This window comes from Chelatococcus sp. GCM10030263, from assembly GCF_042666455.1.
Classification (GTDB): Bacteria; Pseudomonadota; Alphaproteobacteria; order Rhizobiales; family Beijerinckiaceae; genus Chelatococcus.
Genome location: NZ_JBHTDB010000002.1, coordinates 198,721 through 221,661, shown reverse-complemented (window position 1 = coordinate 221,661; position 22,941 = coordinate 198,721). Strand labels below are relative to the sequence as shown.

16 protein-coding genes are annotated in these 22,941 nt (G+C 65.3%); 8 read left to right on the top strand and 8 right to left on the bottom strand.

The window, feature by feature from the left end:
* Positions 1 to 18: 18 nt before the first annotated feature.
* From lon to ACFQU1_RS00995, 3 genes are all read left to right on the top strand, one after another.
* A complete protein-coding gene (gene lon, locus ACFQU1_RS01005) occupies positions 19 to 2,439 on the top strand; it encodes an endopeptidase La (RefSeq protein WP_378128344.1) in 2,421 nt (806 codons plus the stop codon).
* A 130-nt stretch (positions 2,440 to 2,569) separates the two neighbouring features.
* Positions 2,570 to 3,496, top strand: a complete 927-nt coding sequence (locus ACFQU1_RS01000) for an ABC transporter ATP-binding protein (RefSeq protein WP_378129694.1) — start codon at positions 2,570 to 2,572, stop codon at positions 3,494 to 3,496.
* Complete coding sequence (locus ACFQU1_RS00995) at positions 3,493 to 4,254, top strand: ABC transporter permease (protein ID WP_378128343.1); 762 nt, start codon at positions 3,493 to 3,495, stop codon at positions 4,252 to 4,254. The genes ACFQU1_RS01000 and ACFQU1_RS00995 overlap by 4 nt, the downstream gene beginning before the upstream one ends.
* Positions 4,255 to 4,264: 10 nt before the next feature.
* On the opposite strand, the gene ACFQU1_RS00990 is transcribed toward ACFQU1_RS00995, so the two are convergent.
* The 3 genes from ACFQU1_RS00990 to ACFQU1_RS00980 are packed head-to-tail and all read right to left on the bottom strand — an operon-like array spanning position 4,265 to position 7,982.
* Positions 4,265 to 5,344, bottom strand: a complete 1,080-nt coding sequence (locus ACFQU1_RS00990) for a response regulator (RefSeq protein WP_378128342.1) — start codon at positions 5,342 to 5,344, stop codon at positions 4,265 to 4,267.
* Entirely contained in the window at positions 5,341 to 7,473 is a 2,133-nt protein-coding gene (locus ACFQU1_RS00985; protein WP_378128341.1) for an ATP-binding protein, read from the bottom strand. Before ACFQU1_RS00985 ends, ACFQU1_RS00990 begins: the two co-directional genes overlap by 4 nt.
* Positions 7,470 to 7,982 (bottom strand): molybdopterin-dependent oxidoreductase, encoded by a 513-nt coding sequence (locus ACFQU1_RS00980; RefSeq protein WP_378128340.1) that lies wholly within the window; start codon positions 7,980 to 7,982, stop codon positions 7,470 to 7,472. The genes ACFQU1_RS00985 and ACFQU1_RS00980 overlap by 4 nt, the downstream gene beginning before the upstream one ends.
* A gap of 592 nt (positions 7,983 to 8,574) precedes the next feature.
* Between ACFQU1_RS00980 and ACFQU1_RS00975 the strand changes: the two genes are divergently transcribed.
* Complete coding sequence (locus ACFQU1_RS00975) at positions 8,575 to 8,832, top strand: hypothetical protein (RefSeq protein WP_378128339.1); 258 nt, start codon at positions 8,575 to 8,577, stop codon at positions 8,830 to 8,832.
* An 80-nt stretch (positions 8,833 to 8,912) separates the two neighbouring features.
* A complete protein-coding gene (locus ACFQU1_RS00970) occupies positions 8,913 to 9,218 on the top strand; it encodes a DUF2934 domain-containing protein (protein WP_378128338.1) in 306 nt (101 codons plus the stop codon).
* 7 nt (positions 9,219 to 9,225) lie between these two features.
* Here the strand turns inward: ACFQU1_RS00970 and ACFQU1_RS00965 are convergent, their stop codons facing one another.
* The 5 genes from ACFQU1_RS00965 to ACFQU1_RS00945 form a co-directional block, all read right to left on the bottom strand.
* The gene (locus ACFQU1_RS00965) at positions 9,226 to 9,963 is read right to left on the bottom strand and encodes an ABC transporter permease (protein WP_378128337.1); all 738 of its coding nucleotides are present in this window, start codon (positions 9,961 to 9,963) and stop codon (positions 9,226 to 9,228) included.
* 11 nt (positions 9,964 to 9,974) lie between these two features.
* The gene (locus ACFQU1_RS00960; RefSeq protein WP_378128336.1) at positions 9,975 to 10,922 is read right to left on the bottom strand and encodes an ABC transporter ATP-binding protein; all 948 of its coding nucleotides are present in this window, start codon (positions 10,920 to 10,922) and stop codon (positions 9,975 to 9,977) included.
* Positions 10,919 to 12,088, bottom strand: coding sequence for an ABC transporter permease (locus ACFQU1_RS00955; protein ID WP_378128335.1), 1,170 nt, complete (start codon positions 12,086 to 12,088; stop codon positions 10,919 to 10,921). Before ACFQU1_RS00955 ends, ACFQU1_RS00960 begins: the two co-directional genes overlap by 4 nt.
* Before the next feature lie 72 nt (positions 12,089 to 12,160).
* Complete coding sequence (locus ACFQU1_RS00950; RefSeq protein WP_378128334.1) at positions 12,161 to 13,087, bottom strand: ABC transporter substrate-binding protein; 927 nt, start codon at positions 13,085 to 13,087, stop codon at positions 12,161 to 12,163.
* A gap of 112 nt (positions 13,088 to 13,199) precedes the next feature.
* Positions 13,200 to 13,730, bottom strand: coding sequence for a DUF2934 domain-containing protein (locus tag ACFQU1_RS00945; protein ID WP_378128333.1), 531 nt, complete (start codon positions 13,728 to 13,730; stop codon positions 13,200 to 13,202).
* A 448-nt stretch (positions 13,731 to 14,178) separates the two neighbouring features.
* On the opposite strand from ACFQU1_RS00945, the gene ACFQU1_RS00940 reads away from it, so the two are divergent.
* The 3 genes from ACFQU1_RS00940 to glgB are packed head-to-tail and all read left to right on the top strand — an operon-like array spanning position 14,179 to position 22,938.
* Entirely contained in the window at positions 14,179 to 17,349 is a 3,171-nt protein-coding gene (locus ACFQU1_RS00940; RefSeq protein ID WP_378128332.1) for a maltotransferase domain-containing protein, read from the top strand.
* Position 17,350: 1 nt separating this feature from the next.
* The gene (gene treS, locus ACFQU1_RS00935) at positions 17,351 to 20,653 is read left to right on the top strand and encodes a maltose alpha-D-glucosyltransferase (RefSeq protein WP_378128331.1); all 3,303 of its coding nucleotides are present in this window, start codon (positions 17,351 to 17,353) and stop codon (positions 20,651 to 20,653) included.
* A 17-nt stretch (positions 20,654 to 20,670) separates the two neighbouring features.
* Positions 20,671 to 22,938 carry a 1,4-alpha-glucan branching protein GlgB gene (gene glgB / locus ACFQU1_RS00930; RefSeq protein WP_378129692.1) on the top strand — a complete coding sequence of 756 codons (2,268 nt, stop codon included), beginning with the start codon at positions 20,671 to 20,673 and terminating at the stop codon, positions 22,936 to 22,938.
* Positions 22,939 to 22,941: the final 3 nt, after the last annotated feature.

The following is a 22,941-nucleotide window of genomic DNA, read 5'->3' as shown; positions in this document are numbered from 1 at the left end:
TTTGCCATGCCGAGCGCCATGTCACATCATCGCGAGCCTCTTTTTGCGGCGGAGTCCGGGGGCGCGCCAGCCGGCAACGGCGGCGATAGGGCCGTCGAGCTTGCCGCCGACGCGCTCATCATCGTGCCGGTGCGCAATTTCGTGCTCTTCCCCGGGGTGGTGATGCCGGTGGTGATCGGCCGGCCCGGATCGATCGCCGCCGCCCAGCAGGCGGTGCGTCTGGGGCGGCAGATCGGCGTCCTCATGCAGCGCGGTCCGGAGGAGGCCGAAGCGTCACCGCTCAATCTCCATCGGATGGGTGTCGTCGCCAATGTCCTGCGCTACGTCACGGCGCCGGACGGCTCCCACCATCTCATCTGCCAGGGCGAAGGGCGCTTCTACGTCGAGGAATTCGTTCGGGAACAGCCGTTCATCGCCGCCCGCATCCGGCGCATCGACGAGCCGGAGGATCAATCGCGCGACATCGAGGCTCGTTTCGTCCATCTGCAGGGGCAGGCCACCGAGGCCCTGCAGCTCCTGCCGCAGGCCCCGCAGGACCTCGTTGCCGCCGTGACCAGCGCGACGTCGCCAGCGGCGCTGACGGATCTGGTCGCCGCCTATATCGACGCCTCGCCCGACGAGAAGCAGGACATTCTGGAGACGATCGATCTCCGTGCGCGCATGGGCAAGGTCGCCCGCATTCTCGCCCAGCGGCTCGAAGTGCTCAGGCTCTCCCAGGAAATCGGCCGCCAGACCAAGGCCTCCCTCGACGAGCGCCAGCGCGAGGTGCTGCTGCGCGAGCAGATGGCGGCGATCCAGCGCCAGCTCGGCGAAGGCGACGGCAAGGCGCAGGAGATGACCGAGCTCAACGAGGCGATCGCGAAAGCGAATATGCCTCAGGAGGTCGAGCAGGCGGCGCGCAAGGAGCTGCGCCGGCTCGAACGGATGCCCGACGCCTCGGCCGAATACGGCATGATCCGCACCTATCTCGATTGGCTCATCGAGCTGCCCTGGGGGCTTGGCGAGGACGCGCCGATCGACATTGCCGAGGCCCGCCGCATCCTCGACGAGGACCATTTTGGCCTCGACAAGATCAAGACGCGCATCATCGAATATCTGGCCGTGCGCAAGCTCGCGCCCGAAAGCAAGGCGCCGATTCTCTGCTTCGTCGGTCCGCCGGGTGTCGGCAAGACCTCGCTCGGCCAGTCCATCGCCCGCGCTATGGGGCGAGCCTTCGGTCGCGTGAGCCTCGGCGGCGTGCATGACGAGGCGGAAATCCGCGGCCACCGGCGCACCTATGTCGGGGCGCTCCCCGGCAATATTATCCAGGCGATCCGCAAGGCCGGCTCGCGCAGTTGCGTGCTGATGCTCGACGAAATCGACAAGATGGGCGCCGGCATCCAGGGCGACCCGTCATCGGCAATGCTCGAAGTGCTCGATCCCGAGCAGAATTCGACCTTCCGCGACAATTATCTTGGCGTGCCCTTCGACCTGTCGCGGGTGGTGTTCATCGCAACCGCCAATATGCTCGACACCATTCCCGGTCCGCTGCGCGACCGCATGGAGATCATCAGCCTCGCCGGCTATACCGATTCGGAGAAGCTTCAGATCGCCCGCCGCTATCTCGTGCGCCGCCAGCTGGAGGCTAACGGGCTCAAGCCCGACCAGGCCGAGATCGACGATGCCGCGCTCATGGCGATCATCCGCAGCTACACACGTGAGGCGGGGGTGCGCAGTCTCGAACGGGAGATCGGTCGGGCGTTGCGCCACATCGCCGTCGGCATCGCCGAGGGCAGCGCGGAGAAGGCCCATGTCGGCGTGGACAACGTCGGCGAATTGCTCGGACCGCCGCGCTTCGAGGACGAGGTGGCGATGCGCGTCAGCGTGCCGGGCGTTGCGACCGGTCTCGCCTGGACGCCTGTCGGCGGCGACATTCTTTTCATCGAGGCGACGCGCACGCCGGGCAGCGCCCGGCTCATTCTCACGGGCCAGCTCGGCGAGGTGATGCGCGAGAGCGCGCAAGCGGCACTGAGCCTCGTGAAGAGCCGGGCGGCCGACCTGAACATCGATCCCGTGCTTTTCGAAAAGAACGACATTCATATTCACGTTCCGGCAGGCGCCACACCGAAGGATGGCCCAAGCGCCGGCGTCGCCATGTTCGTCGCCCTCGTCTCCGCCCTCACGGGCCGGACTGTGCGCAACGACACAGCGATGACGGGTGAAATCAGTCTACGCGGCTTGGTGCTGCCGGTCGGCGGCATCAAGGAGAAGGTGGTTGCCGCCGCCCGCGCGGGGCTGACGCGCGTTCTCCTGCCCGCCCGCAACCGGCGGGACTTCGAGGAAATTCCGGAGGATGCGCGTGAACGCCTCGAATTCGTCTGGCTCGAACGTGTCGACCAGGCAGTCGCCGAAGCCCTGGAGCCGGTCGCTTCCAAGCCCAAGCAAGCCGCCTCTGCCTGACGGCGCGGCGCGGGATGCGCCCGATTCTGCGGGCGAAACGCTTGATCATAACGATGTTTCGTGTAACGGGAGGCACCCCGTGCAGGGCGGCTCGGACCGCCTCGTGCCCTCCCGCTCCGGCCCTTGTCCCATGCAGCCCGCCATCTCCGTCTCAAATCTGTCCAAGACCTATGCCTCGGGATTCCAGGCGCTGAAGCGCATCGATCTGGAGATCCGCCGCGGCGAGATCTTTGCGCTGCTCGGCCCTAATGGTGCGGGTAAGACGACGCTCATCAGCATCATCTGCGGCATCGTTCGGCCTTCGGAAGGAACGGTGCTCGCCGACGGTCAGGACATCTCGACCTATTACCGCGCGGCACGCTCCAAGATCGGGCTCGTCCCGCAGGAGCTGACGACCGATGCCTTCGAGACGGTTTGGAAGACGGCTAACTTCAGCCGCGGGCTGTTCGGCAGGCCGCCCAATCCCGCCTATATCGAAAAGGTGCTCAAGGACCTCGCGCTCTGGGACAAACGCGACAGCCCGATCCGGACGCTCTCCGGCGGCATGAAGCGGCGCGTCATGATCGCCAAGGCCTTGGCGCACGAGCCTGCGATCCTCTTCCTCGACGAGCCGACCGCCGGTGTCGACGTGGAGCTCAGGCGCGACATGTGGAACGTGGTGCGGGCGCTGCGTGCGAACGGCGTCACCATCATTCTCACGACGCATTACATCGAGGAAGCCGAGGAGATGGCCGACAGGATCGGGGTGATCAACAAGGGCGAGATCATCCTGGTCGAGGAGAAGGCGGAGCTCATGCGCAAGCTCGGCCGCAAACGCCTCACGCTCATCCTGCAGGCCAGGCTGGAGCGTCTTCCCGAGGGTCTGTCCGCCTATGGGCTCGAACTCGCCAATGACGGCCACGAGCTCGTCTATAGCTACGACACCCAGGGCGAGCGGACGGGAATAACCGCGCTGCTCCACGATCTCAACGCGGCCGGCATCCGGTTCAAGGACCTGCAGACGACCCAGAGCTCGCTGGAGGAAATCTTCGTCAGCCTGGTGAGGGACGGGGCATGAATATCCACGCGATCCGCGCGATCTATGCCTTCGAGATGGCGCGCGCCTGGCGGACGCTGTTGCAGTCGATCATCGCACCGGTCATCTCCACATCGCTCTATTTCGTGGTGTTCGGCGCGGCGATCGGTCATCGCATGCAGCAGATCGAGGGGGTGAGCTACGGCGCCTTCATCGTGCCCGGGCTCATCATGCTGTCGCTCCTGACGCAGAGCATCTCCAACGCGTCCTTCGCGATCTATTTCCCGAAATTCGTAGGCACGATCTACGAAGTGCTGTCGGCGCCCGTGTCAGCCTTCGAGATCGTGGTGAGCTATGTCGGCGCGGCCGCGACCAAATCCGTCATTCTCGGCCTGATCATTCTGGCGACGGCGGCGCTCTTCGTGCCGCTCAGGATCGAGCATCCCGTATGGATGCTCTTTTTCCTCGTCCTGACCGCGATCACCTTCAGCCTGTTCGGCTTCATTATCGGCATCTGGGCCGACGGCTTCGAGAAGCTGCAGCTGGTGCCGCTGCTGATCGTCACGCCGCTCACCTTTCTCGGCGGCAGCTTCTATTCCATCAACATGCTGCCGCCGTTCTGGCAGACAATCGCGCTGTTCAACCCGGTCGTTTATCTGATCAGCGGCTTTCGCTGGAGCTTCTACGGCATCTCCGATGTGCATGTGGGGATCAGCGTCGGCATGACCCTCGTTTTCCTCGCCCTATGCCTGGCTATCCTCGGCTGGATTTTCCAGACCGGATATCGGCTGAAAAGCTGAGGCTCCCCAATCACCGCTCCGGCTGATCGAAGGCGATCGGGCTGATGAGAAAGAGCGCGATCAAGTCGGCCTGACGGCTCGTCTGCGTTTTCGCGAAGAGATTGCGCAGATGGAAGGTGATCGTCGTCTGGGCGACGCCGAAATCCTCGGCAATCTCGTCGAGCCGCTTGCCCTCGGCGAGGGAGAGCGCCACACGTGCCTCGGCCGCCGTCAGACCATAGAGGTCGCGGGCGAGATCCTCGCGCCAGCGCGGCCGCTGCTCGGGATCGGTGACGAAAACGGCGAAGGTCGGCTGCGTCGGATCCCGTGGGCGCTCGCTCGTGAGGGCACAAGCGAACAAGAGCAGCGGGCGGCGCCCCGACGGGCGGCGCAGGGCCAAGCCACGGGCTCGGCCTTCGCCGGCCCCGGGCTCGTCGATGCATTTGAGGAGTTGCTTGATGGCCTGGCTTTCCTGCAGGAAGCTGCCGCGCAGGCCGCCCGGCGACATGGCGAGACCATCGTCCTCGTCCAGGATCTGGCGCGCGACCGCATTGACGAAGACGATCCGCTCGGTGCTGTCGAGCAGGATGACGCCGGCCGCGAGCCGATTGAGCGTTTCGGCCATCTGGCCGAAAACCTCGCTCGCCCGACGGGCAGCGAGTTCCAGAAGCGCAGTCTTGTCGCTTTCCGCCTGGCTGCGCATGCGCATCACTTGGTCGAGCCGCGCCTGGATCGTTGCGAGAAGCACGTCGAAATCGATGGGCTTGACGAGATAATCGTCGGCGCCCGCCCGCTTGCCTTGGATGACGTCGCGGCGGTCGGCGAGCGCCGTCAAGAAGATGAACGGCACCTCGGCGAGGTGCGGCCGCTTCTGACGCAGGTCCGCCAGCACCTCATAGCCGCCGAGACAGGGCATGGTGATGTCGCACAGAATGAGATCGGGACGCTCGCAGTCGAGGATGGCGAGCGCTTCCTGTCCATCGGCTGCCTCGATCACCCGATAATGGGCGGCTTGCAACTCCTCCACCAGATCCGATCGCAAGTCGTCCTCGTCCTCGACGAGCAGTATGAGCGGGCGCTCCCGCCGCGAGGCCTCACGACTGCAGATCATGCGCTCATCCTCAATTCGGCCGTTTCCTTGATGGGCAGCGTGAGGGTGAAGGTCGATCCGCGCCCCTCCGCCGTTTCGACCAGGATATCGCCGCCGTGCAGCTCCGTAATCTGCCGCGCGAGATGGAGCCCTATCCCCGTTCCCGCCACACCCTCGGCGGTTCGCGCGCGGAAAAAGCGCTCAAAAAGCCGCGGCACCTCGTCGGCGGCAATGCCGACGCCATGGTCCCGCACGGCGATGCGGACTGAGTCGCCGCCGGTCGTCGCTTCCACCTCGATACTCGTGTCGTTCGGGGAATATTTGACCGCGTTCGAAATGAGATTGCCGATCGCCTGATCGATGAGAATGGGATCGCAGTGCACCTGCGGCAGCGGTCCGATGCGAATCTGGAACTTGCGCTCGGGCGCCAGCTCCTGATGGCGCTCGCAGACGTCCCGAATGAGCTCGGCGAGATCGCAGGCGCGCGGTCGCCAATCGAAACGTCCGGCGTCGAGCTTGGCGGAATTGAGCGTGCTTTCTACGAGCTGCAGGAGACGACCGGCGGCGCTGCGCACCTTCTCGGCCCGGAGGCGGATTTCGGCTGCATCCATCAGATCGCCGCGGCGCATGATCCGTTGCACGCTGGAATCGATGATCGCCAGCGGCGTACGAAACTGGTGGGACACCGCCGAAACGAAGTCGCGATAGAAGATGCTGAGCCGCCGCTCCTGCCGCAGGGCGCCTTCGAGCGCGATCGTCGCCTGCTTGTAGGGCGTGATGTCGGACGCGCGCATCAGCTTGGCACCATCGGGCATCGCATGGACGTTCACCTGGATCCAGGTGCCTGAGGTCAGCCGCCGTTCCCAGCTCTCGCCATCGGCGACCGGCGCGAGGGGAACGTCGGAACCCGCATCGCTGGGGCCGGTCGCTGCAACGATCGAATCGAGCGTCAGATCGCCGTCCGAGAGGCTGCTGTCGCGCCAGAACGATCGCATGCGCTCGTTCGCAAGAAGAAGCCGGCCGTCCGCCGCGAAGGCCGCGAAACCGTCAGGCGCCGTATTGATGGCCGAGACGAGCTGGCGCTCGGTATATTGCAGATCCGCCGTTCGCTGCTCGACCAGGACTTCCAGCTGGTCGCGGTGGCGCGCAAGCTCCCGTTGCGCCTGGTTTCGCTCGGTGACATCCCGGACGAACGCGATGCCGCCGATGACCTCGCCTGCAAAGCGCAGCGGGAAGCTGTTGGTTTCGAGAAAGCGTCCCGTCTCCGAGAGATCCTGTTCCGGCAAAAAGACGTCGACGCCGTCGATCGTGCGCCTCAGGGCGGCCATGAAGGGATGATCGTCGGCAAAGGGCAGGATCGCGTCGAGGCGGGTCCCGACGGCGTTTTGCGGCGCTATCCCAAGCAGCCGCGTCATCGCCGCATTCCAATGGGTGCACTGCAAATCCCTGTCGAAGGCAACGATGCCGTCGCCGCTCGACGCGAGCAGAAGCGATGAAAAATCATGCTGTTCACGCAGCTTCTGCTCGGTCCGGCTCCTGTAGCGCAACTCCTGGATGAGGCGCAGCGACAGGACGGTGCCGCTCACCAGAATTCCGAGCACGGACCCGATGACATCAAGCAGTGTGCGGCGGTAGCGGTCCTGGGCGGCTCCGTGGCGCACGCGCTCCTCATAGACGAGCTCGCGGGCGAGCTCGCGCAACTCACTGATCAAGGGCTCGACGGCCTCAAGAACCTGCGGCGTGAGCGCGCTGCGGCTGGTGAGTGCGGCAACCAAACGTGGTTCGAAGGCAATGACGGTCATGCTGCGCGCCGTGAGCGCTTCGCTGGCCCCGACAGCCGCGATGTCACGACGCCATTGCCCCTCGCGAAAAAGCTGCAGTCGGCTCAACAGCAGATCATATTGCATCCGCACCTGTTCGGCGGCGGCAGGCGTGTGCTCCTCGTCCCAGCGGCGCGCGTCGAGTGCCAGGCGATAGCCGTGGTGCTGGGCCTGCAGGATGGCGTGCATGAGATCCTCGCCGAAAGCGCTGGTGAGGTCTCGCTCGACCTGCATGATGCGGAAGGACGCAAAGGCGAGGAAGACGGCAAAGGTCAGGATCGCCGCACCCGCGGCGAAATAAGTGCGTTGCGCGGACCGGCGCTGTTTCATTTCACCTCGAGCCGGTTCAACTGCCAGGCCCAGCGCTGATCGTATCGCTCATCATGCAGCTCACTGAATTGATCGCGCGGATAGACGATCCACAACGGGCCCTTGTCCCGCACCGTGAGCCGCTCCCCGTCCATGCTCCATGCGAGCAGCACGTCGAAGCGATCAAAATCGGCAACGGCTATGTCGATGGAATAGTCGTTGAGCGCCGTTGCCTTGACGATGGTGCCTTCACCTTTGGCAGCACCGACACGCGCCAGGACATCCCGAAGAAGAACACCGTCGAAGGTCTTGACGCCGTCGGTCCAGACCGTCGACGTTTTCAGCTGGTGCCGCGGCAGCGCCTCGAGCATGGCCCGGTCGAAAGCCGCCGTGTTTCCCACATTCATTACGGATATCTTGCCGCTGACCGTCAAGAGAACCGGACCGGTCGGCTCCGGAAGACGTTGCTGCGCCACTGCGCCGCCGGCAAGCACAAAAGCGGCGATTACACTTGCGAGTAGAGAACGCACCCGCCTCTCCCTGTGCTCACGACGGTGGCCCGGCCTCCGCATTGAGCTTCACCACCGGATGTTGATCGATCGAAATCAGCATTTCCCCCCTTGAACAGAGGGGGACGTAAGGGCCGTCAGATGGTTAATTGAGCCGAGATGGCCGGTAAGGGCAACCTCCGTCGTGTCGGCACGATTTGTGCTCCTGAATTCAGAAGCGGTCGGTCGGTATGATTATGGCACGGTTCCGTCGGAATTGGTGCCATCGGGGACTTACGAATCATACTGCCTAGGTCAAGATCTACTATCACAAGTCGGAGGCGTCTGAACGTCAATAAAATAACGAAACAGGGGAACGTGCCGTAGCATAGGTCTTACTGTCGGTGGCGGCCATATTGCTCTTGGGAATCAACCGGTTCACCTGCGCAATCATTCGGCCGACACCACGCTTGATCATCGCGATTGTTGCGTAATGCCGACGATCCGGGGCTTGGATACGCTCGCGGAGGAGGACGGGCCGATGGAAAAGCAAGAGATTTCACCTCACTATCAACGGCTATTCCCGCCGGCATCCCCGCGGGATTCTGATCTCACCAGCCTCCGCCGGGAGGACATGCAGGACCTCGCTTGGCTGGAGCAGCGTCTCATCGAGACCGGGCTTTCCGTCGAGACCGCCTATGGCAGGGCCGACGACGGCAGCGCATGGGCGGTGGTCTGCGACAGCGACGACGGCGAGGCGCTCATTCATGTCGCACGCATCGACGGCAGTTGGGTGGTCGCGACCTCACCCCTGGCGAGCGTGCTGCGTGGGCAGAGGCTGCGTCCGCTTCTCTCCAATATCCTGAAAAAGCTGGAGCGGACCGTCAGTTGACGGCCGCGAGGTCGAGGTGCGGCAGCCAGAGGAGCGGAACAGAACAGCCGAAATCCCGTTGATCCAGGCGAAAAAGAACCATGGAGGTCGCATTGGACAACCGGGAGCAGCGGATTCGCGAAAGGGCCTATCGGCTCTGGCTGGAAGAGGGGAAACCCGAGGGTCGCGCGCAGGATCACTGGGAACTGGCGAGTGAACTGGTCGCGATCGAGGAAAGCCATGGCGACGCCACCAGCCCGGTGGAGGAGCAGCAAGCCGGCGAGCCCGTGGAACCGATCGAGGCACTCGCCAATGCCGGGGAATTTCCAACGACTACTGATCAGGGCGAAATGAACATCCCGGAGCGCGAATCCCGGCCCGCCCCGAACGAGAGACCGCTCCGCTGAGCAGGGCTCAGCCCCGGCGCGCTCTGCGTCGAAACCAGCGGTTCAAGCCCTCCAGCAACAAGTCGGCGAAGATCGCGAGCAGCCCTACCACGACCGCCCCCTGGATGACATAGGCCGGGTTCGAGCCCGACAGCCCCTCGATAATGGGCGAGCCGAGCGTCAAGGCGCCAACGGTCGAACCGATCGTCGCCGTCCCGATATTGATGATGACCGTGGTGCGCACGCCGGACAGGATGACCGGAGCGGCGAGTGGCAACTCGACGCGCAGGAGCCTGCCGAGCGGCGTGAAGCCCGCCCCGTCGGCCGCTTCCCGGATGGCCGGTGCCACACCTCGCAACCCGGCGACCGTCGTTTCCACCACCGGCAGCGTGCCATAGGCGATGAGCGCGACGAGCGTGGGTTCCGCTCCATAGCCCATCAACGGCACGCTCAGTGCGAGCACTGCCGTTGGCGGGAAAGTCTGGCCGATGCCGGTCAAGGTATCGATCAGGCCGGTGAAGTGGCGTCCTGCGGTACGGGTCGCGAAAATGCCGGCGCAGAGACCGACGATGATGACGACGGCGCTCGATGCGGCCACCAGCCCGACATGCGAGGCAGTGAGCGCGACGAAACTCGCCCGCTGATAAATCGGCCGTTCCAAAGTGGGAAACCAGTGGTGAAATAGCGGCGCAAAACGGGGCATGAACAGGATCGTGCCGACGAGCGCGAGGCCGACCCAGAACGGCGGGCTCACTGCCAGGCGCAACAGCCGTCCTCTCATGAAGGCCCGACGATATCGTCGAGGGTGAGGCGGCCGACGATGCGGGCCTCCCCATCAGCCACGGGCAAGCTGTGGGCGCCGGTCGCGACCATTCGCGCCAGTGCCTCATCGAGATGGGCGGAGGCGTCGATCATCGCGGACCGATCCGCCGGCGATGGTAAGTGCTCGCCTGTCGGCTGCATGCGGTCGCGAACCGTCACCACCTTGAGGAGGCGCAGGCCGAGCTTGGTGCCGCCGACGAATTCGCGGACGAAGTCGTTATGCGGATGTTCCAGGATCTGCCGAGGCGTGCCTAACTGAATGAGGCGGCCGTCCCGCAGCACGGCGATCTGATCGGCGAGCCGGATCGCCTCGTCGATATCATGCGTGACGAGCAGGATGGTCTTCGCCGTCGCCGCCTGGATCGCGAGGAGCGCGCCCTGCAGATCGTCGCGCGTCACGGGATCGAGCGCGCCGAAGGGCTCGTCCATCAGGAGGAGATCCGGGTCGCCTGCAAGGGCGCGCGCGACGCCGACGCGCTGCTGCTGCCCGCCGGACAATTCGTCCGGATAGCGGTCCCGGTGAATGGCGGGATCGAGGCCGACCAGCGCGATCAATTCGTCCACACGGGCGGCGACGCGCTTGGCAGGCCAGCCGAGCAGCACCGGGACGGTCGCGACGTTGCGCGCCACTGACCAATGCGGAAAAAGGCCGACCGACTGGATGACATAGCCTATGCGGCGTCGCAGGGCGACCGGGGCAAGCTCTGCGATGTCATGGCCCTCGATGCAGATGGTCCCCTGATCGAGAGCGATGAGGCGGTTCGTCAGCCGCAGGATCGTCGACTTGCCAGCGCCGGACGGGCCGACCAGCGCACAAATTCGCCCTTCCGGAATGGCCAGCGAGACATTGTCGACGGCAGCCGTGTCGCCAAACCACTTTGAAATGCCCTCGAAGGTGATCACGCTGCTCTCCGTCCGGTGAGAGCGGCGATGAGCAGCTTCATGAGGAGGTCGCAGAGGAGCGCAAGCCCGATCGTCGAGAGCGCTCCAAGCAGGATGAGGTCGGCCGCGGTCTGGCCGAGCCCTTGGAAAATGAAGGTGCCGAGCCCGCCGGCGCCGATCAGCGCCGCGACGACGGCGAGGCCGACGAGCTGGATGACCACGATACGGAGGCCGGCGAGCAGCACCGGCAGGGCGAGCGGAAAGGCAACCTGGCGCGAGATCTGCAGCCGCGTCATCCCCATGCCGCGCGCCGCGTCCACGACATCGCCGGGCACATTGGAGAAGCCCGTATGGACACTTCGCGCAACCGGCAGGAGCGCATAGAGGGACAGCGCGATGACCGCCGGCGCCGTGCCGATGCCCGCCAGCCCCAGGCTGCGCAGGATGGGAATGGCGACCGAGAGCGATGTCAGCGGGCCGATGAGCAGGGCGAAGAGCGCGATCGACGGGATCGTCTGGATGAGATTGAGCACCGCAAAGAGCGAGCCCGCGAAGCGCGGTCGCATCAGCGCGAAGGCTCCGAGGCAGGTGCCGATGACGAGCGCGGGCACCAGGGCAGCGATCACGAGCCCGATATGGTGCAGCAGTTCCGCGCGGAACACGGGTTTGCGGTTCGCGAATTCATGTGCGAGGGCGAGATCGTCGAAGACGCCGCCCATTGCCAGGGCGACAAGCGCGAGGACGGCTGCGGCGGCTAGGCCGGCATGCACGAGCGGCTTGGGCGAGAGGCGCTTGACGGCATCGGCGGCGGCGAGCGCCGAGGCAACCGTGACCACCCAGAACGCCCCGCCGAGGGACGTGCGCACCGCGGCGCCACGGCTCGCTGCGACCTCGCGCGCGATCGAGCCGGCGAGGACGAGCGCCGCAACGAGGAGAAGGCTGGCCGTGAGTGCGCTTGCGGTGCTGGCGACGGGGACGGGGCGGAGGAGCGCCGTGCCCGCCAGGAGCGCGATCAGCGCGACGACGACGACGACCACGGCCGGCGAAGAGACGACCTGCCAGAGCGGCAGCGATTGGCCGCTCAGGATGCGGTTCGGCGCGACGGTCACGAAGCCGAGCCCGGCGAGAGCGAGGGCCATTGCGACTGCAAGCGTCAGCAGCAACGGGTTTTCGACTGTTCTCGGCATCACGCCCGGGTCACGGCCGCCGGCCCGCGACGGACCATGCTCCCCATCCCGAAACACTTGGGTCCGAACGGGTCACTTCAAGAAGCCCTTCTCCGTGAGATAGGCCTTGGCGACCGTGCTCGCGTCCTGTCCCTCGACGGTCACCTTGGCATTGAGCGCCTGAAGCGTCTCGAGAGACAGGGAGCGGAACACCGGGTTGAGGACATCGGCGATCTTGGGATAGGCCTTCAGCACGTCGCCGCGCACCACGGGGGCTGGCGCATAGACCGGCTGCACCGCCTTGGTGTCCTCGAGCACGATCAGCTCGAGCGCCGCAAGCGCTCCGTCCGTGCCATAGGCCATGGCGGCATTGACGCCCGATGTCGCCTCGGCCGCCGCCTTGATGGTGGCGGCCGTGTCGCCGCCCGACAGCACGAGCAACTGGTCGTTCGTGAGCTTGAAGCCATAGGCCTTCTGAAAGGCTGGCAGGGCCGCCGGGCTCTCGACGAATTCCGCTGAGCCTGCGAGTTTCACCTTGCCGCCGGCATTCACCCATTTGGCGAAGTCATCGAGCGTCTTCAGATGATTTTCGGCGGCGAAGGCCTTGCGCACGGCAATGGCCCAGGTGTTGTTTGCCGGCGCCGGATCGAGCCACACCAGATTATTCGCCTTGTCGAGCTCCCGCGCCTTTTCATAGCCGGCTTTGGCATCCTTCCAGACGGGATCGGAATCGATCGTGAAGAAGAAGCCGGCATTGCCGGTATATTCCGGATAGATATCGATCTCGCCGGAGAGAATTGCAGTGCGCACGATCTTGGTGGGGCCGAGCTGAACCTTATTGTTGACGGGGATGCCTGCATTCTCGAGGAGAAGAACGATCGCGTTGCCCAATACGGCGCCTTCGGTGTCGATCTTCGACGCGACCGTCACGGGCTCGGCCGCGCGTGCTCCAACGCTCGCCGCGGCCATCATCAAAATGGCCGACGCCAAGAAAGCGCAGCTCCTCAACAGTCGCGGCATCGTCAATCCTTCCTTGTCTTACCGGCACCCTGGAACGACGACGGCTGCGCCGGACGACCCATCGTCCGGCACCGTCAATCCTTCGCGATAAAAACCCGGCGTTCTCTCGCCGTCACTTCTTGCCACTTTTCGTGGTGCGGGCGCCAGTGCTCTTCGCCCCGTCGCTCTTGGGCTCTGTGCTCTTGGGCTCTGTGCTCTTCGCCTCGGCGTTCTTGGTCCCAGCACTCTTCTGCGCTGCGCTTCTCGGCGCGGCAGTCTTGGGCGCAGCAGTCTTGCGCGCAGCAGTTTTGGGCTCTCCACTTTCGGGCGCTGCTGCTGCCGTCTTTCTCGGCTGCTCCTTGGGTGCCGTTTGGGGCTTCTTTGGCTTCGCTTCCACCTCGGCCCGAGGGGCTGCGGTGCTGCGCGTCTTCGATGCGGCGGCGGTCAGCTTGGCCGGCTTGGGCGAGGACTGAGCGGATGCGGTGGACTTTGCTGCTCCCGGCGCGCGCTTCCTGGAAAGGGTCTGCGAGGCGCTTCCCTTGTCCTCGCTATCGGCGAGCTCGCGAGCTCGTCGCCAATGTTCGTCGGCGCGGCCCTCCGGACGACCGTCCTCCTGCCAGAGCCTGTATGCTATGTCACGGATCCGCTGTTCTTTGTCGTCCATGATTGTCCCGCCGATGAGGGTGACAGCCAAGCCGTCGGCAAACCCACGCACCAACGCAAAACCAATTCGCTTGTTCCGCTCAAACTAGTCTTCGGGCCATACTGCCGCAAGCACCTGCGGGGGGGGGGAGACTATGCCCTCGCGAAAAGAAACTTTCCGCCGCTGTATTTCTCGTCGAGCGGCCGGGAACTTGAGCGCGGCGGAGCCGTTATGACTGACGGTCGTCGGCAGTCTTCGGGGGGCTGCCAAGCTTGGCAGTTCATTCGGCTTTTCCACGAGATATATTCAGGGCGGACGAGTTGCACACGACCGCAAAGAACGTTTTTGTCTGCAGGGACACCGACCTCCTATGACGCAGAGGCCGCCACCGCCCCGGATCTACTACATTCATCCACTCTCGATCGGGGCAGGCGCCAGATGGCCTGATCTTCTCGACAGAGCGCGGCAGATGGGGTTCAGCCACGTGCTCACCGCTCCGGTTTTCATGCCGGGGCGGAGCGGTGACATCTTTCTTACCGCCGATCATGAGCGCGTGCATGCCGTCCTCGCCGAGGGCCGGCCGTCGGCTGCGGATGAGTGGCTCGCAGAGCTCGCCGCCGCCTGCCGGGACCGCGATCTCTCCCTTCTCCTCGATCTCGTCATCGACCGGGTCGCCGAGGACGCGGTTGCGCCGGACCTTGTCGGCGACTGTTTCAACAGGCCGGACGGCGCGGAGGCGCTCGATCCCCGCCGGCTGCGCAATCGCGGAGCGCTCGTTGCCCGCTTCGATGATGCCCGCTGCACGGACATTCTCACCCAATGGTGGGCCGGGCGAATCGAGCGGCTGGTGCGAGCGGGGGTCGCAGGTTTTCGCTGCCTCGACCCGGGCCAGGTGCCGCCCCGCGTCTGGAGGCAATTGGCCGGGGCCGCGCGTGCCGAGCAGCCCGACAGCCTCTTTCTCGCCGACACGCCGGGGACGCCACTCGCGGCGATCGCCGCTCTCGCCGGTTGCGGCTTCGACTATCTCTTCTCCTCGGTCGCATGGTGGGACTGCCGGGCTGGATGGCTGGTGGACGAGCACGAAGCGCTGTGCCCGGTGGCGCCGCTCGTCGGCTTTCCGGAACGGCCTTTCGGCAAGCGCCTTGCGGCCGCGGCCGGCCCCTTCAGCGAGCGCGCCGCCCGCCGCGCGCTCAACGTGGCGGCGGCAACGGGCGCGGGCCTTCTCGTGCCCATGGGCTTCGAACACGGCGCAACCGAGCCTCTCGATCCCATACGCGTACGTCCAGCCAGCGGACCCGATGAGCCGAGTTTCGACCTCACCCGCGAGATCGCGCGCGTCAATGCTCTCATTGCCCGTGGCGACATCCTCGGCCGTGACGATCGGCTGGGTATTCTGACCGGACCGGATGCCGCGGCTACGGCCATCCTGCGCATGGATAAGCCGGATGTGCAGCGGGTGAGCCGGGCCACGCTCGTCGTCATCAATCCCGACCTCGGCCGGCCCACATCGATCGACGGCGGAGCCATTGCCGCGCTTCCGACCGGCTTTTCGCCCTTTCGCGACGTGGAGTTTTCGAAGGTGGAGCTTCTGGGCGGCCGTCGCATTCGTCTCGAGCCCGGCGAGGTCCGGCTCTTTTCGGCCGAGACGAGCCGCCCCGTTCTCCGCGAACCCCAGGCGGAGGACATCACGGCTGCAATCGCCGCGCCGCGCATCGTGATTGCGGATGTCACGCCGTCGATCGACGGCGGGCGCTTTGCCGCCAAACGGCTGGTTGGCAGCGAGGTGACGGTCGAGGCCGATATTTTCATCGACGGGCATGACAAGCTCGCCGCCCGTCTGCTTTGGCGCGCTGTCGACGAGGACGAGTGGCAGAGCGCGCCCATGGCCTTCGTCATCAACGATCGATGGCAGGGCCATTTTCCCGTGACGCGCCTCGGCCGGCATGTCTTCACCGTCGAGGCCTGGCGGGATGCCTATGGCTCCTGGCGCGACGAGGTGGAGAAGAAGCGTGCCGCCGGCCAGCCTCTTGCCGTCGAGATCGAGGAGGGCACGCGTCACCTGCGCGAGGCCGCCGAAGGGAAGCGCACGCCCGACGGGACCAAGCTCGCGCGCATTCTCGCGGATCTTACGGGCTCGGACGAGGCGAAGCTCGACCGGCTCCTGTCCGACGAGGTTGCGACGCTCGCGCGGGCCTGCGATCCGCGCGCCTTCCTTTCCCGTCATCCGGTCGAGGTCCCGGTTCTCGCCGAACGGCGTGGCGCTGGTTTCGCCAGCTGGTACGAGCTTTTTCCCCGCTCGCAGACCGACGACGTGAACCGCCACGGCACTTTCGCCGATGTCGTGGGCCGCCTGCCGGCGATCCGCGACATGGGCTTCGATGTGCTCTATTTCCCGCCCATCCACCCGATCGGCCGCACGAACCGCAAGGGGCGCAACAATGCGCTGACGGCCGGCCCCGACGATCCCGGCAGTCCCTATGCCATCGGTGGGGACGAGGGCGGGCACGATGCCATCCACCCGGCGCTCGGCACGCTCGACGACTTCCGGCGACTGCGCGATGCGGCCTTCGATCACGGTATCGAGCTCGCGCTCGACTTCGCCATACAGTGCTCGCCCGATCATCCCTGGCTGAAGCAGCATCCGGAATGGTTTGCCTGGCGGCCCGACGGGAGCCTGCGCTACGCCGAGAACCCGCCGAAGAAATACGAGGACATCGTCAACGTCGACTTCTACGCCGAGGCGGCGCTGCCCGACCTATGGCTCGCGCTGCGCGACGTCGTGCTGTTCTGGGCGGGCGAAGGCGTGCGCCTTTTCCGCGTCGACAATCCCCACACCAAGCCGCTGCCCTTCTGGGAATGGCTCATCGCCGATGTTTCGGGCCGGTATCCCGATGCCGTCTTCCTGTCGGAAGCCTTTACCCGGCCAAAGATGATGTACCGCCTCGCCAAGGCCGGCTTTTCACAATCCTATACTTACTTTACCTGGCGGAACGACAAGCGGGAGCTGTCCGACTATCTGACGGAATTGACCCAGACCGAGGTCAAGGATTTCTTCCGGCCGCATTTCTTCGTCAATACGCCGGATATCAATCCTGTCTTCCTGCAGCAGTCGGGGCGCCCCGGCTTTCTCATCCGCGCCGCGCTGGCGGCGACGCTGTCGGGCCTCTGGGGCGTCTATTCCGGCTTCGAGCTCTGCGAGGCCGCCGCTCTGCCTGGGCGTGAGGAATATCGCGATTCCGAGAAATACGAGATCAAGCCGCGCGACTGGTCTGCGCCGGGCAACATCATCGCCGAGATCACCCGCTTGAACCGCATCCGCAAGGCCAATCCCGCCCTGCAGAGCCATTTGGGGCTCGCCTTCTACAGCGCCTTCGACGACGCCATCCTCTACTACGGAAAGACCACGCCCTTGCGCGACAATACTATTCTGGTTGCCGTCAACCTCGATCCGCATGCGGCCCGAACCTTTTCCTTCGAGCTGCCGTTATGGGAATGGGGCCTGCCCGATGACGGTGCTCTCGTCGTCGAGGATCTGATGAACGATCGCGAATTCGTCCTCGCCGGCAAGAATCAGATGATGACGCTCGACCCAGGTCAGCCCTTCGCCATCTGGCGGGCGCGGCCGGTGGGAGGACGCTGACATGCCGCGCTCCCGGAAGAGCTCCATGCTTCCCGCCGATCCCTTGTGGTACAAGGACGCGGTCATCTACCAGCTGCACGTCAAGTCGTTCTTCGACGCCGACAACGACGGCGTCGGCGATTTCGCGGGCCTCCTCGCCAAGCTCGACTATATTGCGGCGCTCGGCGTCACCGCCGTGTGGCTCTTGCCGTTCTATCCCTCGCCGCGGCGCGACGACGGCTATGACATTGCCGAATACCGCGAGGTTCATCCCGACTACGGCCATTTGTCGGACGTGCGCCGCTTCATCGACGAGGCGCATGCCCGCGGCATCCGCGTGATCACCGAACTGGTGATCAATCACACCTCCGACCAGCATCCCTGGTTCCAGCGGGCGCGGCAGGCAAAGCCCGGCTCGGCAGCGCGCAATTTCTACGTCTGGTCGGACAACGACCAGGCCTATGCGGGCACGCGCATCATCTTCATCGACACGGAGAAGTCGAACTGGACCTGGGATCCGGTGGCGGGCGCCTATTACTGGCACCGCTTCTACTCCCACCAGCCGGATCTCAATTTCGACAATCCGCAGGTCATCCGCGCGGTGCTGAGCGTCATGCGGTTCTGGCTCGACCTCGGCGTCGACGGGCTGCGGCTCGACGCCGTGCCCTATCTTGTCGAGCGCGAGGGCACGATCAACGAGAACCTGCCCGAGACGCATGCCGTCCTGAAGCGCATCCGCGCGGCCGTCGACACCGACTATCCCGACAGGATGCTGCTCGCCGAGGCCAATCAGTGGCCGGAAGATACGCAGCAGTATTTCGGCGACGGCGACGAATGCCACATGGCCTTTCATTTTCCGCTGATGCCGCGGATGTATATGGCGATCGCGCGGGAGGACCGGTTCCCGATCACCGACATCTTGCGCCAGACCCCGGAGATTCCGGCCAATTGCCAATGGGCGATCTTCCTCAGGAACCATGACGAGCTGACGCTCGAAATGGTCACCGACAGCGAGCGCGACTATCTCTGGCAGGTCTATGCGGCCGACCGCCGCGCACGGCTCAATCTCGGTATCCGCCGGCGGCTTGCGCCGCTGCTCGAACGCGACCGCCGCCGCATCGAGCTCATGAACGCCCTGCTGCTCTCCATGCCGGGCACGCCCGTGATCTACTACGGCGACGAAATCGGCATGGGCGACAATATCCATCTCGGCGACCGCGACGGCGTGCGCACGCCCATGCAATGGTCGCCGGATCGGAACGGCGGCTTCTCGCGTGCCGATCCGGAGCGGCTTGTGCTGCCGCCGATCATGGATACACTCTACGGCTACGAAGCCATCAATGTGGAGGCGCAGAGCCGCGATCCGCATTCGCTGCTGAATTGGATGCGGCGGATGCTGACAGTGCGGCGCGACCACAGCGCCTTCGGTCGCGGAACCTTCCGCTTTCTCTATCCGCGCAACCGCAAGATCATGGCTTACCTGCGCGAATATGAGGATGAGACGATCCTATGCGTCGCCAATCTGTCCCGCTCGCCGCAGGCCGTCGAACTGGACCTTGCCGCCTTCGCCGGCCGGATCCCCGTGGAAATGACGGCGGATTCGGTCTTCCCGCCGATCGGGCAGCTCACCTATCTGCTCACGCTGCCCCCATACGGCTTCTACTGGTTCATTCTGGCCACAGAGACGGCCTTGCCCTCCTGGCACGTCCCTGCGCCCGAGCCATTGCCGGAATTTGCGACGGTCGTCATGCGCAATCAACTCGAAGAAGTCCTGGACAAGGACAGACGCAAGATTCTGGAAACGGAATCGCTGCTCGCCTATCTCCCGAAGCGCCGCTGGTTCGCAGCCAAGGATGAAGCGATCACCAAGGTGGAGGTTACGTCAGCCGCGCGCCTGCCTGGGCCGACCGAAAATCTCCTGACGGAAATCGCCGTCACCACCAAGCGCGGCACGGCCAACTATCTCCTGCCGCTCGGCGTCGCCTGGGAGGACGAGACCACGGCGGCGCTGCCACAGCAGCTTGCGCTCGCGCGGCTCAGGCGGGGCCGCAGGGTGGGCCATCTCACCGATGCCTTCGCGCTCGAATCCTTCATCCGCTCGCTCATCACGGCGCTGCGCGACGGCACGACGCTGCCCATGGGAACGGGCGAGGTCCGCTTCCTGCCGGCGAACCGGCTCGCCGAAACTGATATCGCGCCCGATGCCGACATCAAATGGCTCTCCGCCGAGCAGTCGAATAGCTCGGTGACCATCGCCGATGTGCTCGCGGTCAAGCTCATCCGCCGGATCCAGCCCGGCATCCATCCGGAAGCGGAGATGAACCGGCATCTGACCGAGCTCGGCTTCGCCCATTCCGCCCCGCTCCTCGGCGAAATCGTCAAGGTCTGGGGAAGCGGCGACGACGAGCGCGCGACGATCGGCATCATCCAGGGCTTCGTGCGCAACCAGGGCGACGGCTGGCGCTGGACGCTCGATTATCTGCAGCGCTGCAGCGACGACGTGATGGCGCTCGAGGCGACTGGCAACGGCGAAGAGCTGCTTGCGGCCTATAGGGTCGTTGCCACCGCCATGGGCCGGGCGCTGGCGGAGATGCACGCTCTGCTTGCGATCCCGACCGACGATCCGGCCTTCGCGCCGGTCCGTGTCGGTGCTGCCGAGGCCGAGCGCTGGGCGAGCGACGTGTCCCGCCAGATCGCCGAGGCCTGCGACGTACTCAGCGCCAAGACCGATTGGGCGAATGACGATGACCGAGGCCTCGCCAGGGACATACTCGCGCAGCGCGACCGGCTGCTCGCGGAGGTCAAACGCCTTGCAGCCGCCGGCATCGGCTCGCTGCAAACGCGCACCCATGGCGATTTCCATCTCGGCCAGGTGCTGATCGCCCAGAGCGACATCTTCATCATCGACTTCGAAGGCGAGCCGACCCGCAATCTGGCCGAGCGCCGCGCCAAGGCGAGCCCGCTGCGCGATGTCGCCGGCCTCATTCGCTCCATCGACTATGTGGCGGCGGTCGCCTTGCGCTCGGAACTCGGCAGCGAGCGGCCGGGCGGCAGCGAACGCAAGCAGACCCTGATCGCCGAATTCCGCGAGACGGCGCTCGGCACCTTCCTCGACGCTTACCGCCTTGCCGCCCAGGGCACGGCGCTCGATTGGGGCAGCCCGGACGGGGAACAGGCGCTGATTGCGCTGTTCACGCTCGAAAAGGTGGCTTACGAGGTCTGCTACGAGGCCGCCAACAGGCCGAGCTGGATCGACATTCCGCTGCAGGGATTTGCCCGGCTCGTCTCGGACCTCGTCGGCCAATCTGTGCGGGAAAACGCTTGATGGACGAGGCACCGCTCATGCTGGACCGCGATGGGCGGGAGCGCGATCTCGCCGATCCCGCGCTTCTCGTTGACCAGGCTGTCGTCGACACGCTGGTCCATGCGCGCATTCGCGACCCCTTTGGCGTGCTCGGACCGCATCGGCAAAGGGACGCCATGGTGGTGCGCGCCTTCCTGCCCGGCGCCTTGGCGGTCGAGGTCTTCGCCCGCGACGACGGCCGCCCGCTCGGCAGGCTCGCGGCCGTGCAGACCCCCGGCCTGTTCGTCGGAAAGCTCGCGGAAGACGTTCCCTACCGGCTGCAGATCACATGGCCCGCGCCGACGCGACCTGGCGGTGGCCAGGAAGTGGTCGAGGACACCGAGGACCCCTATTCCTTCGGGCCGCTCCTCGGCGATCTCGATCTGCACCTCCTGGGTGAGGGCAGCCATCGCGAGCTCTGGACCTGCCTCGGCGCGCGCCCGATGACCATCGACGGCGTGAGCGGCGTGCGCTTTGCCGTCTGGGCACCGAACGCCCAGCGCGTATCGGTCGTCGGCAATTTCAATGCCTGGGATGGGCGGCGCCATCCGATGCGGCTGCGTCATGACGCCGGCGTCTGGGAACTCTTCGTGCCGCGCCTGAAGGCCGGCGAAGTCTACAAATACGAGCTCCTGTCGAGCGATGGCCAAGTGCTGCCCTTGAAGGCGGACCCGGTCGCCCTGCAGACAGAAGTCCCGCCTGCCACGGCGTCGGTCGTCGCCCACCGGGTCACCTTCTCCTGGACCGACGACGAATGGATGGCGACGCGCGCCGCCCGCCAGGCGCCGCAGGCACCGATCAGCATCTATGAGGTCCACACCTTCTCCTGGATCGGCAGCACGGTGGCCGGCGATTTCGGCGGCGAGCGCGCGCTCGATTGGGACGATCTCGCCCGGCGTCTCATTCCCTATGTGGTCGATGCCGGCTTCACCCATGTGGAGCTCCTGCCGATCATGGAGCATCCGTTCGGCGGCTCCTGGGGCTACCAGCCGCTCGGCCTCTTCGCGCCGACGGCCCGTCATGGCTCGCCGGAGGGCTTCGCGCGTTTCGTCGATGCCTGCCATGCCGCCGGCATCGGCGTCATTCTCGACTGGGTGCCGGCGCATTTCCCGGCCGATGTCTATGGGCTTGCCCGCTTCGACGGAACGTCGCTCTACGAGCACCAGGACCCGCGCGAGGGTTTCCATCGCGACTGGAACACGCTGATCTACAATTTCGGCCGGCGCGAGGTGGCAGGCTTCCTCGTCGCGAGCGCGCTCTCATGGCTGGAGCGGTTCCATGTGGATGGTCTGCGGGTCGATGCGGTCGCCTCCATGCTCTACCGCGACTACAGCCGCGAGCCGGGCCAATGGGTGCCGAATATCTACGGCGGTCGTGAGAACCTCGAGGCCGTCGCCTTCATCAAGCAGCTCAACACGGTGGTCGCCGAGCGCTGCCCCGGCGCGATCATGGTCGCGGAGGAATCGACCGCTTGGCCCGGCGTATCGAAGCCGGTGGCGGAAGGTGGCCTCGGCTTTGCCTATAAGTGGAACATGGGCTGGATGCACGACACGCTCCACTATATCGAGCGTGATCCCATCCACCGCACCTGGCACCACGACAATATCGCCTTCGGCCTCGTCTATGCCTTTTCCGAGCGCTTCGTGCTGCCGATCTCGCATGACGAGGTCGTGCACGGCAAGGGATCGCTGATCGGCAAGATGCCGGGCGACCGCTGGCAGCGCTTCGCCAATCTGCGCGCCTATCTCGGCTTGATGTGGGCCCATCCCGGCAAGAAGCTCCTCTTCATGGGCTGCGAGATCGCGCAGGAGCGGGAGTGGAACCACGAGAGCTCCATCGACTGGCATCTCCTGGCCGATTCCGCGCATAGCGGCGTTCAGCGCCTCGTCCGCGATCTCAATCGCATCTATCGCGATTGGCCGGCGCTCCACCGGCGTGACACGGAGAGCGCCGGCTTCCGCTGGGTGGTCCTCGACGACAGCCACAACAGCGTCTTCGCCTTCCTGCGCTTCGGCGACGGCACCGATGTTCCGGTTCTTGCCGTAATCAACATGACACCGGTGCCGCGTACAGGTTACAGGCTCGGGGTACCGTCGGGCGGAGGCTGGCGCGAGATCCTCAATACGGATTCGAGCTTTTATGGTGGTAGCGACATTGGCAATGGCGGCACGGTTTCCGCCGATCAGGAGCCGAGCCATGGCGAGCCGTTTTCCCTGTCGCTCACCGTGCCGCCGCTCGCGGCCATTTTCCTAGTACCGGACAATTGAAAT